The organism is Oceanobacillus massiliensis str. N'diop (assembly GCF_000285495.1).
Classification (GTDB): Bacteria; Bacillota; Bacilli; order Bacillales; family Amphibacillaceae; genus Oceanobacillus; species Oceanobacillus massiliensis.
This window is the reverse complement of record NZ_HE610977.1, coordinates 319,293-336,696: the sequence shown is the minus strand read 5'-3', so window position 1 is coordinate 336,696 and position 17,404 is coordinate 319,293. Positions and strand designations below refer to the sequence as shown.

21 protein-coding genes and 1 riboswitch are annotated in these 17,404 nt (G+C 40.7%); of the genes, 9 read left to right on the top strand and 12 right to left on the bottom strand.

Annotated elements, in window-relative coordinates; genetic code table 11:
• The first annotated feature begins 54 nt into the window (after nucleotides 1-54).
• Nucleotides 55-163, top strand: a riboswitch (TPP riboswitch).
• A 118-nt stretch (nucleotides 164-281) separates the two neighbouring features.
• Nucleotides 282-857 carry an energy-coupled thiamine transporter ThiT gene (thiT, locus tag OMHG_RS07280; RefSeq protein ID WP_010649660.1) on the top strand — a complete coding sequence of 192 codons (576 nt, stop codon included), beginning with the start codon at nucleotides 282-284 and terminating at the stop codon, nucleotides 855-857.
• A 111-nt stretch (nucleotides 858-968) separates the two neighbouring features.
• Here thiT and OMHG_RS07275 read toward each other — a convergent pair whose 3' ends face one another.
• Nucleotides 969-1,319 carry a YflT domain-containing protein gene (locus OMHG_RS07275; protein ID WP_010649658.1) on the bottom strand — a complete coding sequence of 117 codons (351 nt, stop codon included), beginning with the start codon at nucleotides 1,317-1,319 and terminating at the stop codon, nucleotides 969-971.
• 140 nt (nucleotides 1,320-1,459) lie between these two features.
• On the opposite strand from OMHG_RS07275, the gene OMHG_RS07270 reads away from it, so the two are divergent.
• The 5 genes from OMHG_RS07270 (at nucleotide 1,460) to OMHG_RS07250 (ending at nucleotide 7,629) form a co-directional block, all read left to right on the top strand.
• Nucleotides 1,460-2,875 (top strand): hypothetical protein, encoded by a 1,416-nt coding sequence (locus OMHG_RS07270; RefSeq protein ID WP_010649656.1) that lies wholly within the window; start codon nucleotides 1,460-1,462, stop codon nucleotides 2,873-2,875.
• Nucleotides 2,876-3,169: 294 nt separating this feature from the next.
• Nucleotides 3,170-4,906 carry a carbon starvation CstA family protein gene (locus OMHG_RS07265; protein WP_010649655.1) on the top strand — a complete coding sequence of 579 codons (1,737 nt, stop codon included), beginning with the start codon at nucleotides 3,170-3,172 and terminating at the stop codon, nucleotides 4,904-4,906.
• A gap of 520 nt (nucleotides 4,907-5,426) precedes the next feature.
• Nucleotides 5,427-5,687, top strand: a complete 261-nt coding sequence (locus tag OMHG_RS07260; RefSeq protein ID WP_010649651.1) for a cory-CC-star protein — start codon at nucleotides 5,427-5,429, stop codon at nucleotides 5,685-5,687.
• A 26-nt stretch (nucleotides 5,688-5,713) separates the two neighbouring features.
• Nucleotides 5,714-6,646 (top strand): ArsA family ATPase, encoded by a 933-nt coding sequence (locus OMHG_RS07255; RefSeq protein ID WP_010649649.1) that lies wholly within the window; start codon nucleotides 5,714-5,716, stop codon nucleotides 6,644-6,646.
• Between the two features lie 5 nt (nucleotides 6,647-6,651).
• The gene (locus OMHG_RS07250; RefSeq protein ID WP_010649647.1) at nucleotides 6,652-7,629 is read left to right on the top strand and encodes a zinc-binding dehydrogenase; all 978 of its coding nucleotides are present in this window, start codon (nucleotides 6,652-6,654) and stop codon (nucleotides 7,627-7,629) included.
• A gap of 171 nt (nucleotides 7,630-7,800) precedes the next feature.
• Here OMHG_RS07250 and OMHG_RS07245 read toward each other — a convergent pair whose 3' ends face one another.
• From OMHG_RS07245 to OMHG_RS07210, 8 genes are all read right to left on the bottom strand, one after another.
• Entirely contained in the window at nucleotides 7,801-9,030 is a 1,230-nt protein-coding gene (locus OMHG_RS07245) for a dicarboxylate/amino acid:cation symporter (RefSeq protein ID WP_044476819.1), read from the bottom strand.
• Nucleotides 9,031-9,109: 79 nt separating this feature from the next.
• A complete protein-coding gene (locus OMHG_RS07240) occupies nucleotides 9,110-9,967 on the bottom strand; it encodes a DUF421 domain-containing protein (protein ID WP_010649643.1) in 858 nt (285 codons plus the stop codon).
• Nucleotides 9,968-9,983: 16 nt separating this feature from the next.
• A complete protein-coding gene (locus OMHG_RS07235) occupies nucleotides 9,984-10,184 on the bottom strand; it encodes a DUF1657 domain-containing protein (RefSeq protein ID WP_010649641.1) in 201 nt (66 codons plus the stop codon).
• 13 nt (nucleotides 10,185-10,197) lie between these two features.
• Nucleotides 10,198-10,548 (bottom strand): stage V sporulation protein AE, encoded by a 351-nt coding sequence (gene spoVAE, locus OMHG_RS07230; protein WP_010649639.1) that lies wholly within the window; start codon nucleotides 10,546-10,548, stop codon nucleotides 10,198-10,200.
• Nucleotides 10,545-11,561 (bottom strand): stage V sporulation protein AD, encoded by a 1,017-nt coding sequence (gene spoVAD / locus OMHG_RS07225; protein WP_010649637.1) that lies wholly within the window; start codon nucleotides 11,559-11,561, stop codon nucleotides 10,545-10,547. Before spoVAD ends, spoVAE begins: the two co-directional genes overlap by 4 nt.
• Nucleotides 11,561-12,040 carry a stage V sporulation protein AC gene (spoVAC, locus tag OMHG_RS07220; protein ID WP_010649635.1) on the bottom strand — a complete coding sequence of 160 codons (480 nt, stop codon included), beginning with the start codon at nucleotides 12,038-12,040 and terminating at the stop codon, nucleotides 11,561-11,563. The genes spoVAD and spoVAC overlap by 1 nt, the downstream gene beginning before the upstream one ends.
• A gap of 62 nt (nucleotides 12,041-12,102) precedes the next feature.
• Complete coding sequence (locus OMHG_RS07215) at nucleotides 12,103-12,555, bottom strand: hypothetical protein (protein ID WP_147629027.1); 453 nt, start codon at nucleotides 12,553-12,555, stop codon at nucleotides 12,103-12,105.
• 82 nt (nucleotides 12,556-12,637) lie between these two features.
• Nucleotides 12,638-12,841, bottom strand: a complete 204-nt coding sequence (locus tag OMHG_RS07210) for a DUF1657 domain-containing protein (protein ID WP_010649631.1) — start codon at nucleotides 12,839-12,841, stop codon at nucleotides 12,638-12,640.
• Nucleotides 12,842-13,107: 266 nt separating this feature from the next.
• Here OMHG_RS07210 and OMHG_RS07205 point away from each other — a divergent pair, with 266 nt between their 5' ends.
• On the top strand, nucleotides 13,108-13,458 hold the full coding sequence (locus OMHG_RS07205; protein WP_010649629.1) for a hypothetical protein: 351 nt from the start codon (nucleotides 13,108-13,110) through the stop codon (nucleotides 13,456-13,458).
• Between the two features lie 35 nt (nucleotides 13,459-13,493).
• Here the strand turns inward: OMHG_RS07205 and nfsA are convergent, their stop codons facing one another.
• The 3 genes from nfsA to OMHG_RS07190 all read right to left on the bottom strand — a co-directional run bounded on the left by nfsA (nucleotide 13,494) and on the right by OMHG_RS07190 (nucleotide 15,439).
• Nucleotides 13,494-14,240, bottom strand: a complete 747-nt coding sequence (gene nfsA, locus OMHG_RS07200) for an oxygen-insensitive NADPH nitroreductase (RefSeq protein WP_010649627.1) — start codon at nucleotides 14,238-14,240, stop codon at nucleotides 13,494-13,496.
• An 18-nt stretch (nucleotides 14,241-14,258) separates the two neighbouring features.
• Complete coding sequence (locus OMHG_RS07195; protein ID WP_010649625.1) at nucleotides 14,259-14,984, bottom strand: hypothetical protein; 726 nt, start codon at nucleotides 14,982-14,984, stop codon at nucleotides 14,259-14,261.
• A 131-nt stretch (nucleotides 14,985-15,115) separates the two neighbouring features.
• Nucleotides 15,116-15,439: an HPr family phosphocarrier protein gene (locus OMHG_RS07190; protein ID WP_010649623.1), complete on the bottom strand. Its 324-nt coding sequence runs from the start codon at nucleotides 15,437-15,439 to the stop codon at nucleotides 15,116-15,118.
• Between the two features lie 149 nt (nucleotides 15,440-15,588).
• Here OMHG_RS07190 and OMHG_RS07185 point away from each other — a divergent pair, with 149 nt between their 5' ends.
• Together OMHG_RS07185 and OMHG_RS07180 are read left to right on the top strand one after the other, a co-directional pair.
• Complete coding sequence (locus tag OMHG_RS07185; protein WP_010649620.1) at nucleotides 15,589-15,996, top strand: YwpF-like family protein; 408 nt, start codon at nucleotides 15,589-15,591, stop codon at nucleotides 15,994-15,996.
• 48 nt (nucleotides 15,997-16,044) lie between these two features.
• Entirely contained in the window at nucleotides 16,045-17,403 is a 1,359-nt protein-coding gene (locus tag OMHG_RS07180) for a TrkH family potassium uptake protein (RefSeq protein WP_010649618.1), read from the top strand.
• Nucleotide 17,404: the final 1 nt, after the last annotated feature.

Sequence of the window (17,404 nt, the reverse complement as noted above, 5' to 3'; positions counted from 1 at the left end):
TTGTTATTTTTGAATGGATAAGTTACAATACAGGTAACAAAAAAGTAAATAGAAAAAGCCTACAGGGGGAGCCGTTTGGCTGAGAGTGGACATTGTTGATTTCGTCCAGACCCTTTGAACCTGTTAGTTAATGCTAGCGTAGGGATGGTAGTCTTTTTGATGGATAACAAAGCAATGTGAGCGAAGCAGGCTGTCTTACCGCAGTCCCATCAGAAAGCTTCCCCTTGGCATTGCTTTTTTGTATGGAATTAAAACTGCTTTAAAAAGGGGAGAAATAAGAAATGAGTTCAAAGAGAATTTTATTTTTAGTCGAGGTAGCAATTTTTACGGCACTGGCATTGCTCCTGGACATATTGCCAATTTCTTTTAAGATATGGGCACAGGGTGGGTCGGTATCTTTTGCAATGATTCCAGTTTTTATTCTGGCATTTCGCTGGGGTATAAAAGGTGGACTGCTATCCGGTTTCTTATGGGGGTTACTGCAGATAGCAACCGGAACAGCGTATATTTTAACACCGTTGCAAGGTTTTATTGATTACATGATTGCATTTACAGTGATTGGGTTTGCTGGCATTTTTGCTAAGAGAATTCATCTTGCTGTTAAGTCCGGTGAAACGAAAAAGTATTTCACATATATTACACTAGGTGTTTTACTAGGTTCTGTATTGAGGTTCATCTCGCATTATACAGCAGGAATCGTATTTTTCGATTCTGCAGTCGAGGGACAGCCCAATTGGCTTTATTCTCTAATTTACAACGGTTCCTACATGCTGCCATCTTTTGTCCTTTGTACGATTATCGTGTTCTTTCTATTTCATAAGCAACCTAGAATATTATTGAACATTGCACAAAGATAATTAGAAACATAGTCTTTGGAGATAACCTCTTATTTGGGAAAGGGGTTATCTTTTTATATTTTCATAGAAAAGGGGATAACCCATTATTTCGGATCATCCCCTTAAATTTATTTAAAATATAAAGTTTTCTACGTTATCGTGATTCGTTACCATTAATAGGATTTTGCCGTCATCCAAATCTTCCTCCAGATTTTCCGATTCCGCTTCGGAAAATCCCATATCTTCCAGCTTGGTACGCAATTCATCACCTTGGCTGTTAAACATATTTCCAACTGCACTTGAGAGTTCCATTTCCTTCATGCCAATTGTATTGGTATCAGCAGCTTCTGCTAGACGCCCAGTTCGCTGGTCATCATGAGTAAGGACATAGATATCTTCCTTTTTGACGTCACCTGCTTTTAATTTGGTTACATCCATTTTTAATTGCTCTTCATTTACATATTCTCTAACAATAGGTTTCATATTATTATCCTCCTCCTTTATGCTTACTTGTTTTATTCCCGTTCGTTATAGAAATAAACATTCCGCAATTTCTAAAATAGTAGCGCTCTCCAGTTTTTGTGCATAGGCTATAGCACAATCGAAGGGAGGAAGATAGAAGGATGGATCTAACGATACCTCATTTGTTATATGGCTTATTTACCTTGATTATAATTGTGACAATGATTTTCCGGAAAGGGGTAGTTTTGCCAACCTTGCTCGGAACATTTATTATAGCCTGGGTTTATAAAGGCAGTCTCATTGATGGTTTTACAGCGATTTTCAATGCTAATTTGGTAGCTGCACAGGAGCTTTTCAGTATTTTTTTGATAATAACTTTCATGTTGGCACTTCTGCATTCGCTGCGTGACTTGGGTGCGGATGCAAGAATGATCCAGCCTATCCAGAAAATGATGGTGAATGGTCATGTCTCCTTTTTTGTGCTGATTGGCATAACCTATATTATCTCCTTGTTTTTCTGGCCAACTCCAGCAGTTCCATTGATCTGTGCCTTGCTAGTTCCGGCAGCGGTCAGAGCTGGTCTTCCGGCAATATCAGCCGCGGTTGCCATTGCGCTTGCAGGGCAGGGGATGGCATTATCCTCAGACTATATCGTACAGGTTGCTCCGAGTCTTTCGGCTGCATCGGCTGGAATCGATGCAGGAGATGTCGCCGATAAGGCATTGGTTCTATCTCTTATTGCAGGAGCTGTCGCCATTCTACTTGCATATTTATTATATCGAAAATCAATCCGCTCAAAAGATGATCCATATAATGAAGTCGAGGCGGCACAATTACAGACTGCTGATGGCACAGTAAATAAACCCAAAACCATTCATTTAAATACATGGAGCAGGGTTTTTGCAATTGTTGTACCGCTGACCCTTCTCGGTGTCGTAATATATATGCTGTATACGAAGCTATTCTCCGGCAGCAGTGAGCTGGTGGGAGGAGATGGCGCAGCGTTTGTCGGTGGTGTTGCAGTAATCCTTCTGCTGTTTTCAACCATTGCATTTGGCAAGCAGCATGCCTTGGATTATGTAAGTAATCACATTACGGATGGATTTGTATTTGCCTTTAAAGCGATGGGACCTGTTATCCCTGTGGCAGGATTCTTTTTCTTGGGAAGTCCAGATCTCTCTGGAAGAATACTTGGGGTAGAGGAAGGGCCGGCGTTATTGTTCGATCTTGTTTCATCAACCGGAGAGTTTTTGCCGCAAAGTTCCCTCTTGGCAGCATTAAGTGTTCTGATTATTGGTATTATCACCGGTCTTGATGGCTCAGGTTTCTCCGGGTTGCCATTAACAGGTGCCTTGGCAGCATCACTGGAAACATCATCAATTGATGCTGCGACGCTGGCAGCAATTGGACAGTTAGGGGCAATCTGGACTGGTGGGGGAACAATAGTAGCCTGGTCATCTTTAATTGCAATAGCTGGATTATGTGGTGTGTCGGTGATGGACTTAGTGAGAAAGAATTTTCTTCCTGTCATCATAGGATTGCTTGCCGCGACTGTTATAGCCGTATTCTTTCTTTGATGGCACTTCTTTTTCGTATTTATGAATTTTAAGGAAACAGTGCATGATAGAGAATTACAGCAACAAACTTTCTCGCTGTTTGTTTAAACGAGAAGCTTTTACTTAAAAGGAAAAGGTGTTATCGCCTTTTCTTTTTTTGGTTGGAAAATGCACAAAGGTATTTAGTAACTTTTTGTTACTAGCCTTTATAGAGATTTTCTGGAATAACGGGTAAATGAGCTGTACTAAATTAAAGCGCTTTCACATAGGGTGTAAAAGAAATCATTATTTTTATAGAAAAGGGAGGTAGAGGAATTGAATGGTATTCTAGTAGCGCTGATTGGTATGGTCATATTCGCTTTAGGCTATCGCTATTATTCAAAATTTGTTGCGGAAAAGATATTCAGATTGGATTCGAATTATGTCACACCAGCACATCGGTATAGGGATGACATAGACTTTGTACCGACAAATAAATTTGTACTTTGGGGCCACCATTTTACATCCGTCGCAGGGGCGGCACCGATACTTGGTCCTGCAATTGCTGTGTATTGGGGATGGCTTCCGGCTTTTTTATGGGTTATCCTTGGAACTGTTTTCGCAGCAGGAGTCCATGATTTTGGAACGCTGGCATTGTCGGTCAGAAATAAGGGGCAATCTGTAGGGACGATTGCTGACAAGCTGATCGGACAGCGGGGGAAAATATTATTCTTATTTATTATTTTAATTCTTGTTCTGATGGTCAATGCCGTTTTTGCCTGGGTTATTTCAAATCTATTCATTAAATATCCGGCAAGTGTTATCCCAGTATTTATTCAGATACCGCTGGCTATGTGGATTGGATATGCAGCCTATAAACGAAATCAGAAAATGCTTATTCCTTCATTGATTGCACTGGCAATAATGTATATTACTGCAGTGCTGGCAAGCAGGGTGGATTTTTTGCAGATTGACCTTGTTCAGTATTTGGGCGGGGAGAGTGGATCAGGATTATTTGGTCTGGGAACGGTATCGACAGCATTTTTGATCTGGATTGTTATATTGATGATCTATGTTTATATTGCATCGACGCTGCCTGTCTGGAAGCTGCTGCAGCCACGTGATTTTATCAATTCTCACCAGCTTGTTGTAGGACTTGGAATTCTCTATTTAGGCTTGATTTTCATCAATCCGGTAATGACAGCACCAGTGGTAAATGAAAATCCAGACCGAAACTGGCTGCCGTTATTATTCATTACCATAGCCTGCGGTGCAATATCTGGATTCCATGGTCTCGTATCATCAGGGACCACATCGAAACAGCTTGATAAAGAAACGGATGGACGATTTGTGGGATATTTTGGAGCTGTAGGCGAAGGTATTTTAGCATTGATATCAATCATCGCAGTATCAACATTTTTTACAAATACAGATGCATTCAAGGAAACTTTCAGCAGCTTTACAGAAGCGAATGCGGTAGGGCTGGGGACGTTTGTGGAAGGCGCTGCTAAATTGGCAGAAGGATTGGCTATCCCTCAAGACATAGCGACCACAATTGTTTCAATTATTGTGGTCAGTTTCGCAGCGACGACATTGGATACATCGGTTCGTCTAATGCGTTATATTATCTCTGAACTTGGTGTGGAATACAATGTTCCGCCCCTGACGAAAACACATGTCGCTACTAGTATTGCGGTTGTTTCCAGTGCTGCTTTGGTATTAATACCTGAAGGACCGAATGGGTTTGGGTCAGGTGGGTACTTAATCTGGCCGCTATTTGGAACGGCAAACCAATTGCTTGCCGGAATCAGCTTAATGCTTATCGCAATCTGGCTGAAGCGTTTAGGAAGGAACTATGCAATAGCTTTGATTCCAATGATATTCCTGATGTTTATGACCCTCTATGCTATGTTCCAGCAGGTTATATTCGAGTGGTCCTGGTTTGGAAGCAACTCAAACACACTCTTATTCGTTCTTGGGGCGATCATCTTTGTTTTTGCCATCTGGATAGCCCTGACGGCATTCTCGACATTGACCAAAAAATATAACGACCCAATGGATAATGATAAATAAAGATTAAAAGGCTCTTTTCATAAGGATGGTTGTTTCTACAATCTTCACAGGTGATAGAAACTGCAATGTATCAGCAACGGCCGATTTCCGCTCCGGGCAGTCGCTTTCCGCGGGCACCGCTTCAGCTTCCTCGGAAGAAATCCACTTCCTGCGGGATCTTCAGCTGTTGCTTTTCCCGCTGGAGTCGACTGCCCTGCGCTCCAATCAATCAGCTTAGTAATTGAATATCAGTAATTTGATTCAGAAAGCTAAATCTTAGCGGAGGAAATACACGGAGACTCCTGCGGGAAAGCGAAGACGCTAAGACCCCACAGAGAGCGAACTTTGCGAGCGAGGAGGCTTAGCGCGAGCCCGCGGAAAGCGCAGTGTATTTCCGGAGCGGAGATATAGCTTATCATCAAATTACATCGCAGTTTATATATTTTTTGTAAAACAGCAATCTTCGAGAAAACATTTTATCACAGTGAAGAGGGGCCTTATCTATGGGGACCCTCTTCTGTATAAAGGAAGGTGTTAGTCGATGATAGCGTCTAAGCTGAGGGAGTTTGTGAAATTTTATGATGAAGTATTGAGCATGCCCCATCGGCAGGAGATAGCCCGGGAGCTGCGAAATGAAGATGACTTTTTTCTATTGCTGCTTTATTCGGAGATGATAGGTATTCCCAACCCAGTCTACTACTATACGCTCGAATTGTATCCATATATAATCGAGAGATTTCATGATTGGCATTTGCGTATGGGAATGGAAAAGTCTCCTATGTCAGGAATACGCTGTTGTTAATTTTTGAAAAGGGGGGGGTGCAAGTGATGCAGGATAGGGAAGAAAAGATTTTATTTATTGGCGGCAAGGGAGGGGTGGGGAAATCTACTTCTGCTGCAGCTATTGCATTGAAATCGGCAGCGCAAGGGAAAAAGACATTATTGGTATCCACTGATCCGGCACATAATATTGGCGATATTTTTAATGAAACGATCGGAGGCGCAACAAAAAAGGTAACGGAAAATTTATTCGCCGTCGAGATTGACCCGGAAATCGAAACGGAAAAATATATTAAAAGTGTAAAGAGAACAATTAAGGGAATCGTCCAATCAAGCATGATGGAGGAAGTCAATCGGCAATTGGATGCTGCAAAAGTATCGCCTGGCGCAGACGAGGCTGCATTATTTGACAAGCTAATCGCAATTATTTTAGAGGAGAGTGGAGACTTTGATCGAATAATATTTGATACAGCTCCAACCGGACATACTATCAGGATGCTTTCTCTGCCTGAGCTGATGGGAATCTGGATTGAGGGACTATTGCAAAAAAGAAAGAAAACAAATGACAATTACTCGCAGCTATTGAATGATGGAGAGCCAATCGAAGACCCAATTTACGAAGTGCTGCGGGAACGGCAGGAGAGATTTTCAAAAGTAAGGGAGATATTGCTTGACGATCATCAGACAGGATTTATTTTCGTGTTGAATCCCGAACGGCTGCCTATCCTGGAAACAGAAAAAGCAATTGAATTATTGAATAAGTATCATCTGCAAGTAAACACGTTGATTGTTAATAAAATATTACCTGAAAGTGTGGAAGGGAAATTCCTTGAAAAAAGGAAGGAACAAGAAAAAATGTATGTTACGATGATTGAAGGAACATTTACGAAACAGGAACTTGTTTATGTACCATTGTTTTCGGGGGATATAACGAATAGAAATCAACTGGAAAAAATGAGTATTTACTATACGAGAGGATGAGCGGGATGAAGGCGTTTGTACTGGAATATGGAGAACTGAAAGTGAAAGAAATGGACGAGCCGGCAGCAGGGGTGCATGAAGTTGTTGTAGGTATTCGCACTGCGGGTCTGAACAGAAGGGATCTGTATATCCCAAATCGAAGAGGAAATGACGAGGAAGCGCTCATTCTTGGTTCAGATGGTGCAGGAGTGGTAGAATCCGTTGGTGAAGGAGTGACCCGGTTCCAGATTGGGGACGAAGTAATCATTAATCCTGCACTGCGCTGGTATGACAATAGTGATGCACCACCAGTGGAATTTGATATATTGGGAATGCCGGATCATGGAACATTTGCAGAAAAAATTGCGATTTCTGAAGAACAATTAGAGCGGAAACCGCAAAATCTATCCTGGGAAGAAGCAGGTGTCTTTTCCCTTGCAGCATTAACCGGCTATCGTGCTCTGTTTACGAAAGGGCAAATTAAGCGGGGAGAGACTGTATTTATCCCTGGAGCAGGAAGTGGAGTGGCGACATATCTGATTTCTTTTGCCAAAGATGTCGGCGCACGGGTTATTGTTTCATCCAGAAGTGAGGACAAGCGTAATAAGGCTAGAGAACTTGGTGCAGACAGAGCCATTGATACCAATAGCAGCTGGGAAGAGGAGTTGGCCAGCGAGACGATTGACATTGTCATCGACAGTGTTGGAGCAGCAACGTTCAACCGTTCATTGGAAGTATTGAAAAAAGGTGGAAGAATCGTTATCTTTGGAGCGACCACAGATGATAACGTCGATTTCAATTTACGAAATTTTTTCTATGGCCAATATCAGCTGATTGGGTCAACAATGGGATGCAGGCAGGAATTACAGGCAGCGCTTGATCATATCGTTAATTTTGATATGCACCCTGTAGTTGATCACATATTTCCCCTTGAAGATGCCCAGTCTGCATTCGATTATTTAAAAGAAGGCAAGCAATTCGGTAAAGTGGCACTGTCAATTTAGCTTGTGGAATCGGTTTCCAATACTGGTTTAATAGATGGCAATTTGGCGTAAGTTTTTAGTCGAAGAAAAATCCGACCCATGATTCAACATTCTTTAAACTCTAAACAGAATGCGAATTGGATCGGATTTTTCTTTTAAACAGCTTTTCTATCCTCGGATGATTCAAATGCATTATTGGATTTCGGCTTTTTCCATCCAGTTTTTACCTTCCATCTGTCTTGTGATAAGCATGCTGGATACAGTGTCTCCGGTTGCATTAACCATGGTAGCGGGTGGATCTACGACAACTCCGATTGCCGATATTATAGGAAGCGCTTCTATTGGTAATCCATATAAGGTTACGATCATCAATTCCCCTATGAAGCCACCACCTGGTATGCCACTCATAACAATTCCGGATAATAAACAAACTCCGATTGCTGTTAGGAATGTATCAATTCCAGAGAAATCCATGTTGAACACTCCAAAAACAAACGCGATTTTCAGCATAGCTGACAGGCAGGATCCATCCATATGAATCGTTGCCCCAAGCGGTAATACTGTTTCCCGGATATCTTTTGGCACGCCAATCTTCTTGGCAGCCTGTAGGTTTACAGGAAGTGATGCGACGCTGCTTCCCGTTCCAAGAGCAGTTGCTGCAGGGGAGAGGATGTTCTTCCAGAAGCGAGCAATTCCTTTTCTTCCTCCAGCAATAAATGCATATATCGTGAATCCAATTGCAAAATACAGTACTGCAACCGGATAATAGACGATTACTGCTTTAGCATAGTCACCAATCAGAGCCGTTCCGAATTCACCAATCAGTGAAGCAAAGTAGGCTGCCAGTCCAATTGGTGCATAATACATGACAAGCTGAATGATTTTCATAAATACTTCGGAACCACTCGTCAGAAATTTGGTGAAGGGTCGGCCTTGTTCACCTGTCAATCCAGTCGCAACCCCTACTAATACTGAAAAAATAATAAGTGCCAGCATATTGGACCTGGAAAACAAATCGGCAAAATCAGGGACTGTAAACGTACTTACCAATTGATCGCCTAAACTTACATCTTCAACTGTTTCAGGTGCAGTTAATGGAATATCTACACCGGAACCTGGCTGAAAAATGATTGCAGCGAATAGCATAAATACAGAGGCAATAATTCCTGTAACAATAAATATCGTTATCATGGAACCCATGATTTTACCAAGTCTTTTCATACTGTCCATACTCGCTATAGCAGATGAAATGGTAAAGAAAACCAGTGGGACAACAATCATAAACAGCAGGTTTATGAAGATATCTCCCAGCGGTTTAATAACTGCTGCATCATCGCCCAATACTAATCCAATTATGGATCCTAATATAATCGAAGACAGCAGAATGATAGGAAAACGATATGCTTTCAAATTTTTTTTCATGTAAAACATCCCTTTTCGTGTAGTAATCGTAATATGACCTATATAATAGTACACGAAAATGAGTATATAAAAAAGAGAGTTAGCTTAAATATGGTGAAATGGTATCGATTGCCTGCTGCATTTTCTTACTGTTTCGATTATACATTTCCTTGGATTGCTGGTTTTCGGTTGCCAGAGCAAATAATTCCAAATCAGCCTGACATTTTTTCATCATAGCGAGCAATAGTGGCTTTTCGGTTGGAGCAGGCACTGCAATCAAGTCGTCAAACAAATCAACATACAATTGCCCATCACTGTCAGCCTGAGCTAAAAATACATTTTCTATGCTGACATTCATTTTTGCAAGCTCCGTTTCGAGCCAATTAGGATTAAGGGATAGATTTGCTAAAGGCTCCAGCAGCATTTTGCCATCCATCACAATAGTTTGGGGTTCCTTTTGGGGAGCTAAGTTAAGCCCAAGATCCTTCGCTGTCAATGGACGATTTTCCCGTTTGGGAAGCACGTTTAGTGTACCGGACGGTTCCAGCACAGCAAATTCTACATCACTAGCTAAAAACACATTTTTTTCACGGAGTTTTTCCAGAAGTTCATCTGTTGAATAGCCCTCTTTTTTCAAATTATCTTCCATTACTTTTCCATCCTGAATGAACACCGTGCTTTTACCTTCCGTAAAGTCACGAAATGCTTTACTTTTTAAAGATAATTTTTCCACTCCAAATGGTACAATGAACCAAATGAACATGGCGATAATGGCATAGAAGAAATTTGTGGCCGGATCAATGGTGTGGATGGCGGCGATGCCACCAAGGACGATCCCGGAAATGGTCTCAAAAATATTTAGTTGTGATAATTGCTTCGTACCCAACCATTTGATCATAAAGAATAACAATATGATCAATGCAAAGGATCGAAGTACAACGATAATCCATTCCGGCACATCAATTCATTCCTTTCTATTTATATTGCGGTTCTTCCTTAGAGAGTTCAATGACCTGCATTTGAAGATCATTTTTGATTTCTGCTATTAATTTCTGAACATCGCTATAGTTTTGTCTTGATTCGGCATCCTGTGTTTTGTTGGCTAACACCTGAAGTCCTGCTTCCATGCTTTTCAGCGAGGAAAAACACCCTTTGACCTGTGCACCGACTGTCATCTGATCATCTCCATTATCCTTTAGGCTTGAAAATTAATGCTCCAATAAATCCAAAAATAATCGCCGCTGAAATACCGGCGCTCGTTACCTCAAACATACCTGTTACAACACCGATAATGCCATGTTTTTCAGCCTCCTGCATGGCACCGTGGACAAGCGAATTACCAAAGCTTGTAATCGGAACAGTGGCGCCTGCACCAGCAAAATCTATCAATGGTTCATACAATCCAAATCCATCTAAGATTGCTCCACTTACAACTAGGATCGTTAGTGTGTGTGCCGGTGAGAGTTTAAATACATCAAACATAATCTGTCCGATTACACAAATAAGGCCCCCTACGACAAATGCCCAGAAAAATATCATATGCTATCACTTCCTGATTCGATTGATACAGCATGTGCAATACATGGTATGGGATCACCTTGCTGTACACTTAATGGGGAGTGTAATGACCCTGTAGCAACGACAAGAATTCGATTGATTTCGTGTAGAGCCATCTTTTTTAAAAAGTGTCCATAGGTTACAACTGCAGAACATGCAGGTCCGCTTGCTCCTGCAAGCACCGGCTGGCCCTCACGGTAGATCGTTAAACCGCAATCAACATAATTTTCTTCATCGATGGGAATATTACGCTGATGCATATAATCCAGAGAAACTTCTCTTCCGACATGGCCGAGATCACCGGTTATGATCAGATCATAATACGAAGGAGCCAAATTTCTTTCTTTTAGGTGGGTCTCGATGGTATTTGCTGCTGCTGCGGCCATGGCGCCACCCATATTAAAGGGATCCGTCATTCCCATGTCCACAATCTTTCCGATAGTTGCAGAGGTGATTCTGGGGCCAGATCCTTCTTTCGCTACCAGAGCACACCCGGCACCGGTGACTGTCCACTGGGCTGTTGGCGGTTTCTGCCCACCGTATTCAGTGGGATAGCGAAACTGTTTCTCGGCAGCGGCATTGTGGCTGGATGTCCCGCTTAATATATAATTGGCACCCTGTGCATTGATAATGGCTGCAGATAAGGCAAGACTTTCCATGGAGGTGGCACATGCACTGAATAATCCAAAATAGGGGAGTCCCATCGTTGTTGCCGCAAAGCTGCTTGGGGTTATTTGATTGATGAGATCACCGCTGATAAAGAACTCGACCTGTTCTTTTTCGATTGAGCTTTTCTTGATTGCAATCTGGCAGGCTTCTTCCATCATAATCTGCTGCGCTTTCTCGAAAGAATCCTGCTTCAGCCACATGTCATCATGCAATGTATCGAAGGCTTCCGGAATATTACCGTTTGCTTCAAAAGGGCCACCTACTGTTCCGGTAGTTAAGATGACGGGTTTATTGTTGAATATCCATGTCTGATGTCCTGCTAGCATTAAAAGCCACCCCATTGAGTGAGAATTGTTTTAATAAGTGCAACAACAAAAGCCGAAAAAACGCCATAGACAATAACAGGTCCAGCTAATTTCAGCATGTTCCCACCGACCCCGAGCACAAAACCTTCTGTTCGGTATTCGATAGCAGAGGCGATAACTGCATTTCCGAATCCTGTTACAGGGACAGCGGATCCGGCACCTGCAAACTGGCCGATCCGGTCATAGATGCCAAATCCGGTCAATAGCATGGTTATAAAAATGAGGGTTGCCGTTGTTGGGTTGCCGGCAGTCTGTTCTGTGAAATTGAAATTATGAATATAAAAAGTAGTGATGACTTGCCCAATAATGCAAATGAATCCACCTACAAAAAAAGCTTTTAGGCAGTTTTTTAGTATTGGCCGTTTCACTTCTCTTTTTTTCTGAAAGCCCTGATATTCCTGAGCTTCTGGAGTCAGCTTTTTCTTTTTCTCATTTGACATACGTATTCACTCTTTTCTTAATAGAGGAAGTTATAACGGCTCCTCCTTTTTACAAATGGATTTTATGTCTGTTCCTTGGCGAGCTTAACAATTTTTTTAACCTTCTTCTCGAGTTCTTTGTTCGACAGTTTATCGTTGCTTATATCCTTTTCGAGCTTTTCCAGTTCAAGAACGATTTTTCGGTCTGTTGAGAACTCTACTTTCATATCCTTAAATTCATCTTCCATCTCTTTTTGAAATTTCTTTCTTAGCTGTGCTAAGGTAAATCGTTCATGGTGCTCTACTTCAACTGCGATAAGGATGTTATCTTTTGTGTTTACGGCATTGATTGCTGTTATTTCCTCATGTTTGCTCAATAATTCTTTTGCATGATTTGCCGGCTGCTGACTGACCAGACTTTGATTGGAAATGTTCTCGATTTCAGCCGAGTCCGTATTATTGGTCTGCCCAGTATCGTTCTCGTTATTTGCACATGCTGTAAACAGCAGGGCACTGCATAATAAATAAAAAATCATAATGATAAATCGCATAGCTCACACCCATCTCTTTCGTTTGAGGTATGTAAGAGGCATTATATTGCCTCTTGATTCCTGCAAATCAACTTTTGTATTGTGGCTCTTCTTGTTCTATTTGTGTCACTCTTGGCTCTACGCTGTTTAAAATTTGCAAGGTTTGCTGTGCTGCATTCTGATACAGTTGCTTAGCTTGTTTGTTATCTGTTTGGAGGGCAAACTGTTCGAAGTTTGCCTGAGCACTTTTCAAGCCGGCAATGGTTTGTTTGACCTGAGTTATTACTGTCATCTAATCCCTCCTCATTTACTTTCACTGTTTATAATTGCAGAAATAGAGCTTAAATATACTTTCAGAAGGCTTCCATATATTGTTAAATTTAAAATTTAAAGTGACTTTTTGAAACATTTATACAGTTTCATCCGTCTTATAATGTAGGGATTTAATTTGGGGGAGGGGATACTATCAAAAAAAGAATTATTATTTCTGTCTTTTTTTTAGTTATTTTTTTTCTCAGTGTCGGATGGTATATCGATGGAAATGTAAATGGTTCACTTGTGACCGCTACTTCAACTGTTACAGAAGCAGAAGATTTCCTTTTGCATTTAAGGATAGAAGAGATTGAAGGTGGTATCCAAATCCAGCATTCACTGCAATATATTGGTGCTGATCGAATAATCATTGAGCATCAAACACCATTAGTATCTGTTTCCTATAATGAATTTAATCATGACTTTACTGGAAGCCATGTATCGATGGAACTGGATAGCGGAGACATTTACCCGCAGCTGAATGCCCTGCTTCCATTTCCAGAGCATAATAAAGATACGCTTTATATCCAAGCGAATTTTACGGCAAATGGCAAAAGAATCCAAATAGAACACGTTGAAGAATTGAATTTTCAATAACAAAAACCGGCACAATAGACATGCGCCGGTTTTTGTTATCGTTTATTCAGATTTTTGCTCTTAATGAAAGGTGTGACATCCATCCGGGTCGGTTTACTGTATTTGCGCAGCATCTGATCTGTCCAAGTGTCAACTTTTGTATTGGAAGAACGGCTTCCATAATAGTTTTGCATTTCATTATCATAGGTGGTGATATGCGCTTGCTGCTCGCTAAACGGCAAGTATTGATTTTCATGATAAATTGCCTTGAGAGGGAGTCTTGGCTTGATTTCGGGATTTTGGTCCGGATATCCTACTGCGAGTCCAAATAACGGAATAACATGCTCCGGAAGCTTAAGAAGTTCATTCAATCGATTGATGTCATTTCGCAGGCTTCCGATATAGCAAATCCCAAGCCCCATACTTTCTGATGCAATGGCAGCATTCTGGGCAGCAAGCGCCGCATCAACAGTCGCTACAATAAATTGCTCTGTACTCTCCATATTTTCCTCAATATCCTTGTTTGGATGATCTTGGGCAAGCTGATGGATGCGGTGCAAATCACCGCAAAAAACGAAGAGATGTCCATTGTTCTTGACATGGGAATGCCCAGATATGCCGTATAGTTCATTCTTTAAGCTTTGATCGGTGACCCCTATGATGGAATACGCCATGACATTGCTGGAGCTTGAAGCCTGCTGGGCTGCTTCCACAATCGTCTGTACTTGGTCTGATGACAGTTTTTCTTCTTTAAATTTTCTGATGGAACGGTGATTTAAAATTGTTTCGATAACTTGATTCATGACTGAAAGACCTCCTGTTTAATCTGCAATATGTAAATGTGTACTGATCAATTTGGTTCCGCCCAATTCCTGCCATTCTGAAATGGATGCGCTGGTAGGTTCCAGAATGTCTGGTCTTCTAACCGTTAAGGTTGTATCATCCAACCATTCCACTGCAACAAAGGGCCACGTATAATTTAATATGTTAGCACCATCTGGTTCATTATTCCAAGCAGAAAGTTTCCATTCTTGCAGATCGACAACTACTAGATTGTCCAAATGCTCAGATTTACCATTTATTCGACTGAAGTGCAGGGCAATCTTGGTTTGGTCTGGAGAGATCAATGTGTTGGCGGTCTTAGCTAAATCTGCAACAAGGTATGCAGGATTTTCTCCATTTTGGTTAAAGAGTAAGTAGGAACAAAGGTCATTTATACATGAAAACTCCATCAAATAGATCTGATGTTCACTTAAAGGCAATTTTTCTAATTTCATTTCATTAATTGCAGCCTCTTCATCCTGGACTCCTTTCAAATATTCATTGAGTATTGGAACCATTTCCAAGTTAATGAGGACCTGTTCATCGAATAGAGAAAACTCTATGTATTGCTCGATTTCTTCCTCTTCCTGCTGTTCAATCAATGCAGGTTCTCTGTTTGAGTCATAGGGAACAGTATCCACTTTTTCAATTATTGGCTGTGTCGAATCGGAACAGCCTGCTGCGATAAACAAAAGAAGTATAAGTAGGAGTCTATTCTTAATCATACTTATCGCCTCGTTTTCGATTGGTTAATTATGAATATAATCAATTATACAATAATTCGCACGGCGTTATAAGTTTATTCCAAAATAAAAAGACATCAAACATGATGCCTTCAAAATTGCTAGTACATAAATTAAATGACGATTGATTCATCTTCGTTAATATGGTAGTCCGCTTCATACAGAACATTAATGGTATCCCGCTCAAGAAAAGAAGTAATTTCCTTGTGATCCTTCTCTGCATTTTCACCATCAATTATCATTGAAAAGGTCTGATCGGCTGACGTGGTAAGGAAGAAAGATAACAATTTTGGAAGATTCTTAGTATCTGCAATCATTTGTTCGCGGTACAAATAAATATTGGAACTGCAGTTCGAAGCTATTTGATGGAGTTTAAGTACTTCTTTCATATGCATGTTATCATTCAGTTTGATTTTATATGAACCAATTTTATCCATAGTATCACCTCAGTATCTATTTTTTTATTCTTTGGTAATAGATACCCGAGCGAAATATGCCTTAAACATTAAAAAATGATACAATATGATAAATATTAGTTATCGCTTTAGCTTTTGCACGTGAGACGAATAGATGAGAGGGTGTGCGGATGAAAACATTCAAGTTGAAAAAACTCGAGGTTCTCGGTCATCACAAGGATATTAAACAGATTTCTATTGAATTGCTTGATGGACTTATTATTAATAGGGAAGATGAGAACAATCAGTGGCTGATTGAAGCCTATATCGAGAAATCGCTTATTGACTATTTCACAGAGCTATATGAAAATAAGGAAGAAATTATGTTGCTTGCTACGATTACGAAAGAAAGCAATGAGCCAGCAACGTTTATAACTAGGATCCACGGTATAAATGAAATTGGCGACAACCTGAATGTGCTTTTTATAGGATCTATCATTGATAGAAGAAAGAACATCGTTGAAGAATTACTAACGGATTTAGTAAACCAGGGTTATCAGGGCAAGGCCTTACTGGAGAAGTTTAAGGAGTTAGCATAATCATAATGAAAATGAATCAAATTAGCAGCTGGGAGCAATTATATGAGAATGTATGATTCAAGATATCAATGGATAAATAAGTTAACACCCGTGCAGATGCTATTGTTTTTCTATCTTATTGCAGTGATACTTTCCACCATTATATTGGCATTGCCTGTTGCTCATCAGGATGGGGTAGAGATAGCATTTATTGATGTACTATTCACTGCTGTCAGTGCAATCAGCGTAACGGGATTGAGCACCATTTCGATTGCAGATTCGTTAAGTACGACAGGAATTATTCTGCTTGGTCTGATTATGCAGCTTGGTGCTGTCGGAATAATGGCGATAGGTACGTTAATATGGCTTCTGCTTGGAAAAAGGATTGGGCTTAAAGAAAGAAGCCTCATAATGACAGACCAGAACCAAACCAGTTTCCAAGGGATGGTTCGGTTAATTAAGGAAATTGTCTACGTGCTGCTGGTAATTGAGCTGATTGGATTTCTGATTTTAGGAACGTACTTCCTGCAATATTTTCCGACTGCAGGAGAGGCGTATTTACATGGTTTCTTTGGAACGATCAGTGCAATATCGAATGGGGGATTTGATATTACTGGACAATCCCTGATTCCATTCAAAGATGATTATTTTGTGCAGTTTATTAATATTCTTCTCATTATTTTTGGAGCAATTGGCTTTCCGGTGTTAATTGAAGTCAAGGAATATTTATTTCAGAAGACGGACGCACGTCATCCATTTCGTTTCAGCTTGTTTACAAAAGTAACAACGACTACCTTCTTTATTCTGGTCGTCGTTGGCTCGATCGTTATTTATCTGCTGGATATGAATTACTTTTTTGCAGATAAAACATGGCATGAATCCTTGTTTTACTCCTTGTTTCAATCTGTCACAACCAGAAGTGGCGGACTTGCTACTATGGATGTCAGCAAGCTTACAGAATCGAATGAGCTTTTTATGTCGCTGCTGATGTTTATTGGAGCTTCTCCAAGCAGTGCAGGCGGTGGAATACGAACAACAACCTTTGCTTTGGCACTCATATATGTATTTACCTATATACGCGGCGGCAGTACCATTCGGATCTTCAACAGGGAAATACATGAAGAAGACCTTGCAAAAGCTGTGGCAGTGACGTTGGTTGCATTCATTATCGTTTTCCTTTCCTTATTGGTAATGACCATTATTGAGCCTTTTTCATTAGGACAGCTTCTGTTCGAGGTAGCCTCCGCTTTTGGAACGGTCGGATTATCACTGGGAATAACCGGAGATTTAACAACGTTCAGCAAAATACTGCTGATGCTGCTGATGTTTTTAGGCAGGGTTGGTATAATGACGTTTCTTCTCATATTTAAAAGGAAAAAGTCTAAAGTAAATTACCATTATCCAAAAGAGAAGATAATCATTGGCTAAA

Bases quoted from the DNA above. Each gene is read 5' to 3' on its own strand.
- OMHG_RS07195 (WP_010649625.1), bottom strand. From the start codon at position 14,984: ATGATTAAGAATAGACTCCTACTTATACTTCTTTTGTTTATCGCAGCA.
- spoVAC (WP_010649635.1), bottom strand. From the start codon at position 12,040: ATGTCAAATGAGAAAAAGAAAAAGCTGACTCCAGAAGCTCAGGAATAT.
- OMHG_RS07245 (WP_044476819.1), bottom strand. From the start codon at position 9,030: ATGAAAAAAAATTTGAAAGCATATCGTTTTCCTATCATTCTGCTGTCT.
- OMHG_RS07215 (WP_147629027.1), bottom strand. From the start codon at position 12,555: ATGATTTTTTATTTATTATGCAGTGCCCTGCTGTTTACAGCATGTGCA.
- spoVAD (WP_010649637.1), bottom strand. From the start codon at position 11,561: ATGCTAGCAGGACATCAGACATGGATATTCAACAATAAACCCGTCATC.
- OMHG_RS07210 (WP_010649631.1), bottom strand. From the start codon at position 12,841: ATGACAGTAATAACTCAGGTCAAACAAACCATTGCCGGCTTGAAAAGT.
- OMHG_RS07260 (WP_010649651.1), top strand. From the start codon at position 5,427: ATGATAGCGTCTAAGCTGAGGGAGTTTGTGAAATTTTATGATGAAGTA.
- OMHG_RS07185 (WP_010649620.1), top strand. From the start codon at position 15,589: ATGAAAACATTCAAGTTGAAAAAACTCGAGGTTCTCGGTCATCACAAG.
- OMHG_RS07250 (WP_010649647.1), top strand. From the start codon at position 6,652: ATGAAGGCGTTTGTACTGGAATATGGAGAACTGAAAGTGAAAGAAATG.
- thiT (WP_010649660.1), top strand. From the start codon at position 282: ATGAGTTCAAAGAGAATTTTATTTTTAGTCGAGGTAGCAATTTTTACG.
- OMHG_RS07275 (WP_010649658.1), bottom strand. From the start codon at position 1,319: ATGAAACCTATTGTTAGAGAATATGTAAATGAAGAGCAATTAAAAATG.
- spoVAE (WP_010649639.1), bottom strand. From the start codon at position 10,548: ATGATATTTTTCTGGGCATTTGTCGTAGGGGGCCTTATTTGTGTAATC.
- OMHG_RS07180 (WP_010649618.1), top strand. From the start codon at position 16,045: ATGTATGATTCAAGATATCAATGGATAAATAAGTTAACACCCGTGCAG.
- OMHG_RS07235 (WP_010649641.1), bottom strand. From the start codon at position 10,184: ATGACAGTCGGTGCACAGGTCAAAGGGTGTTTTTCCTCGCTGAAAAGC.
- nfsA (WP_010649627.1), bottom strand. From the start codon at position 14,240: ATGAATCAAGTTATCGAAACAATTTTAAATCACCGTTCCATCAGAAAA.
- OMHG_RS07255 (WP_010649649.1), top strand. From the start codon at position 5,714: ATGCAGGATAGGGAAGAAAAGATTTTATTTATTGGCGGCAAGGGAGGG.
- OMHG_RS07190 (WP_010649623.1), bottom strand. From the start codon at position 15,439: ATGGATAAAATTGGTTCATATAAAATCAAACTGAATGATAACATGCAT.
- OMHG_RS07270 (WP_010649656.1), top strand. From the start codon at position 1,460: ATGGATCTAACGATACCTCATTTGTTATATGGCTTATTTACCTTGATT.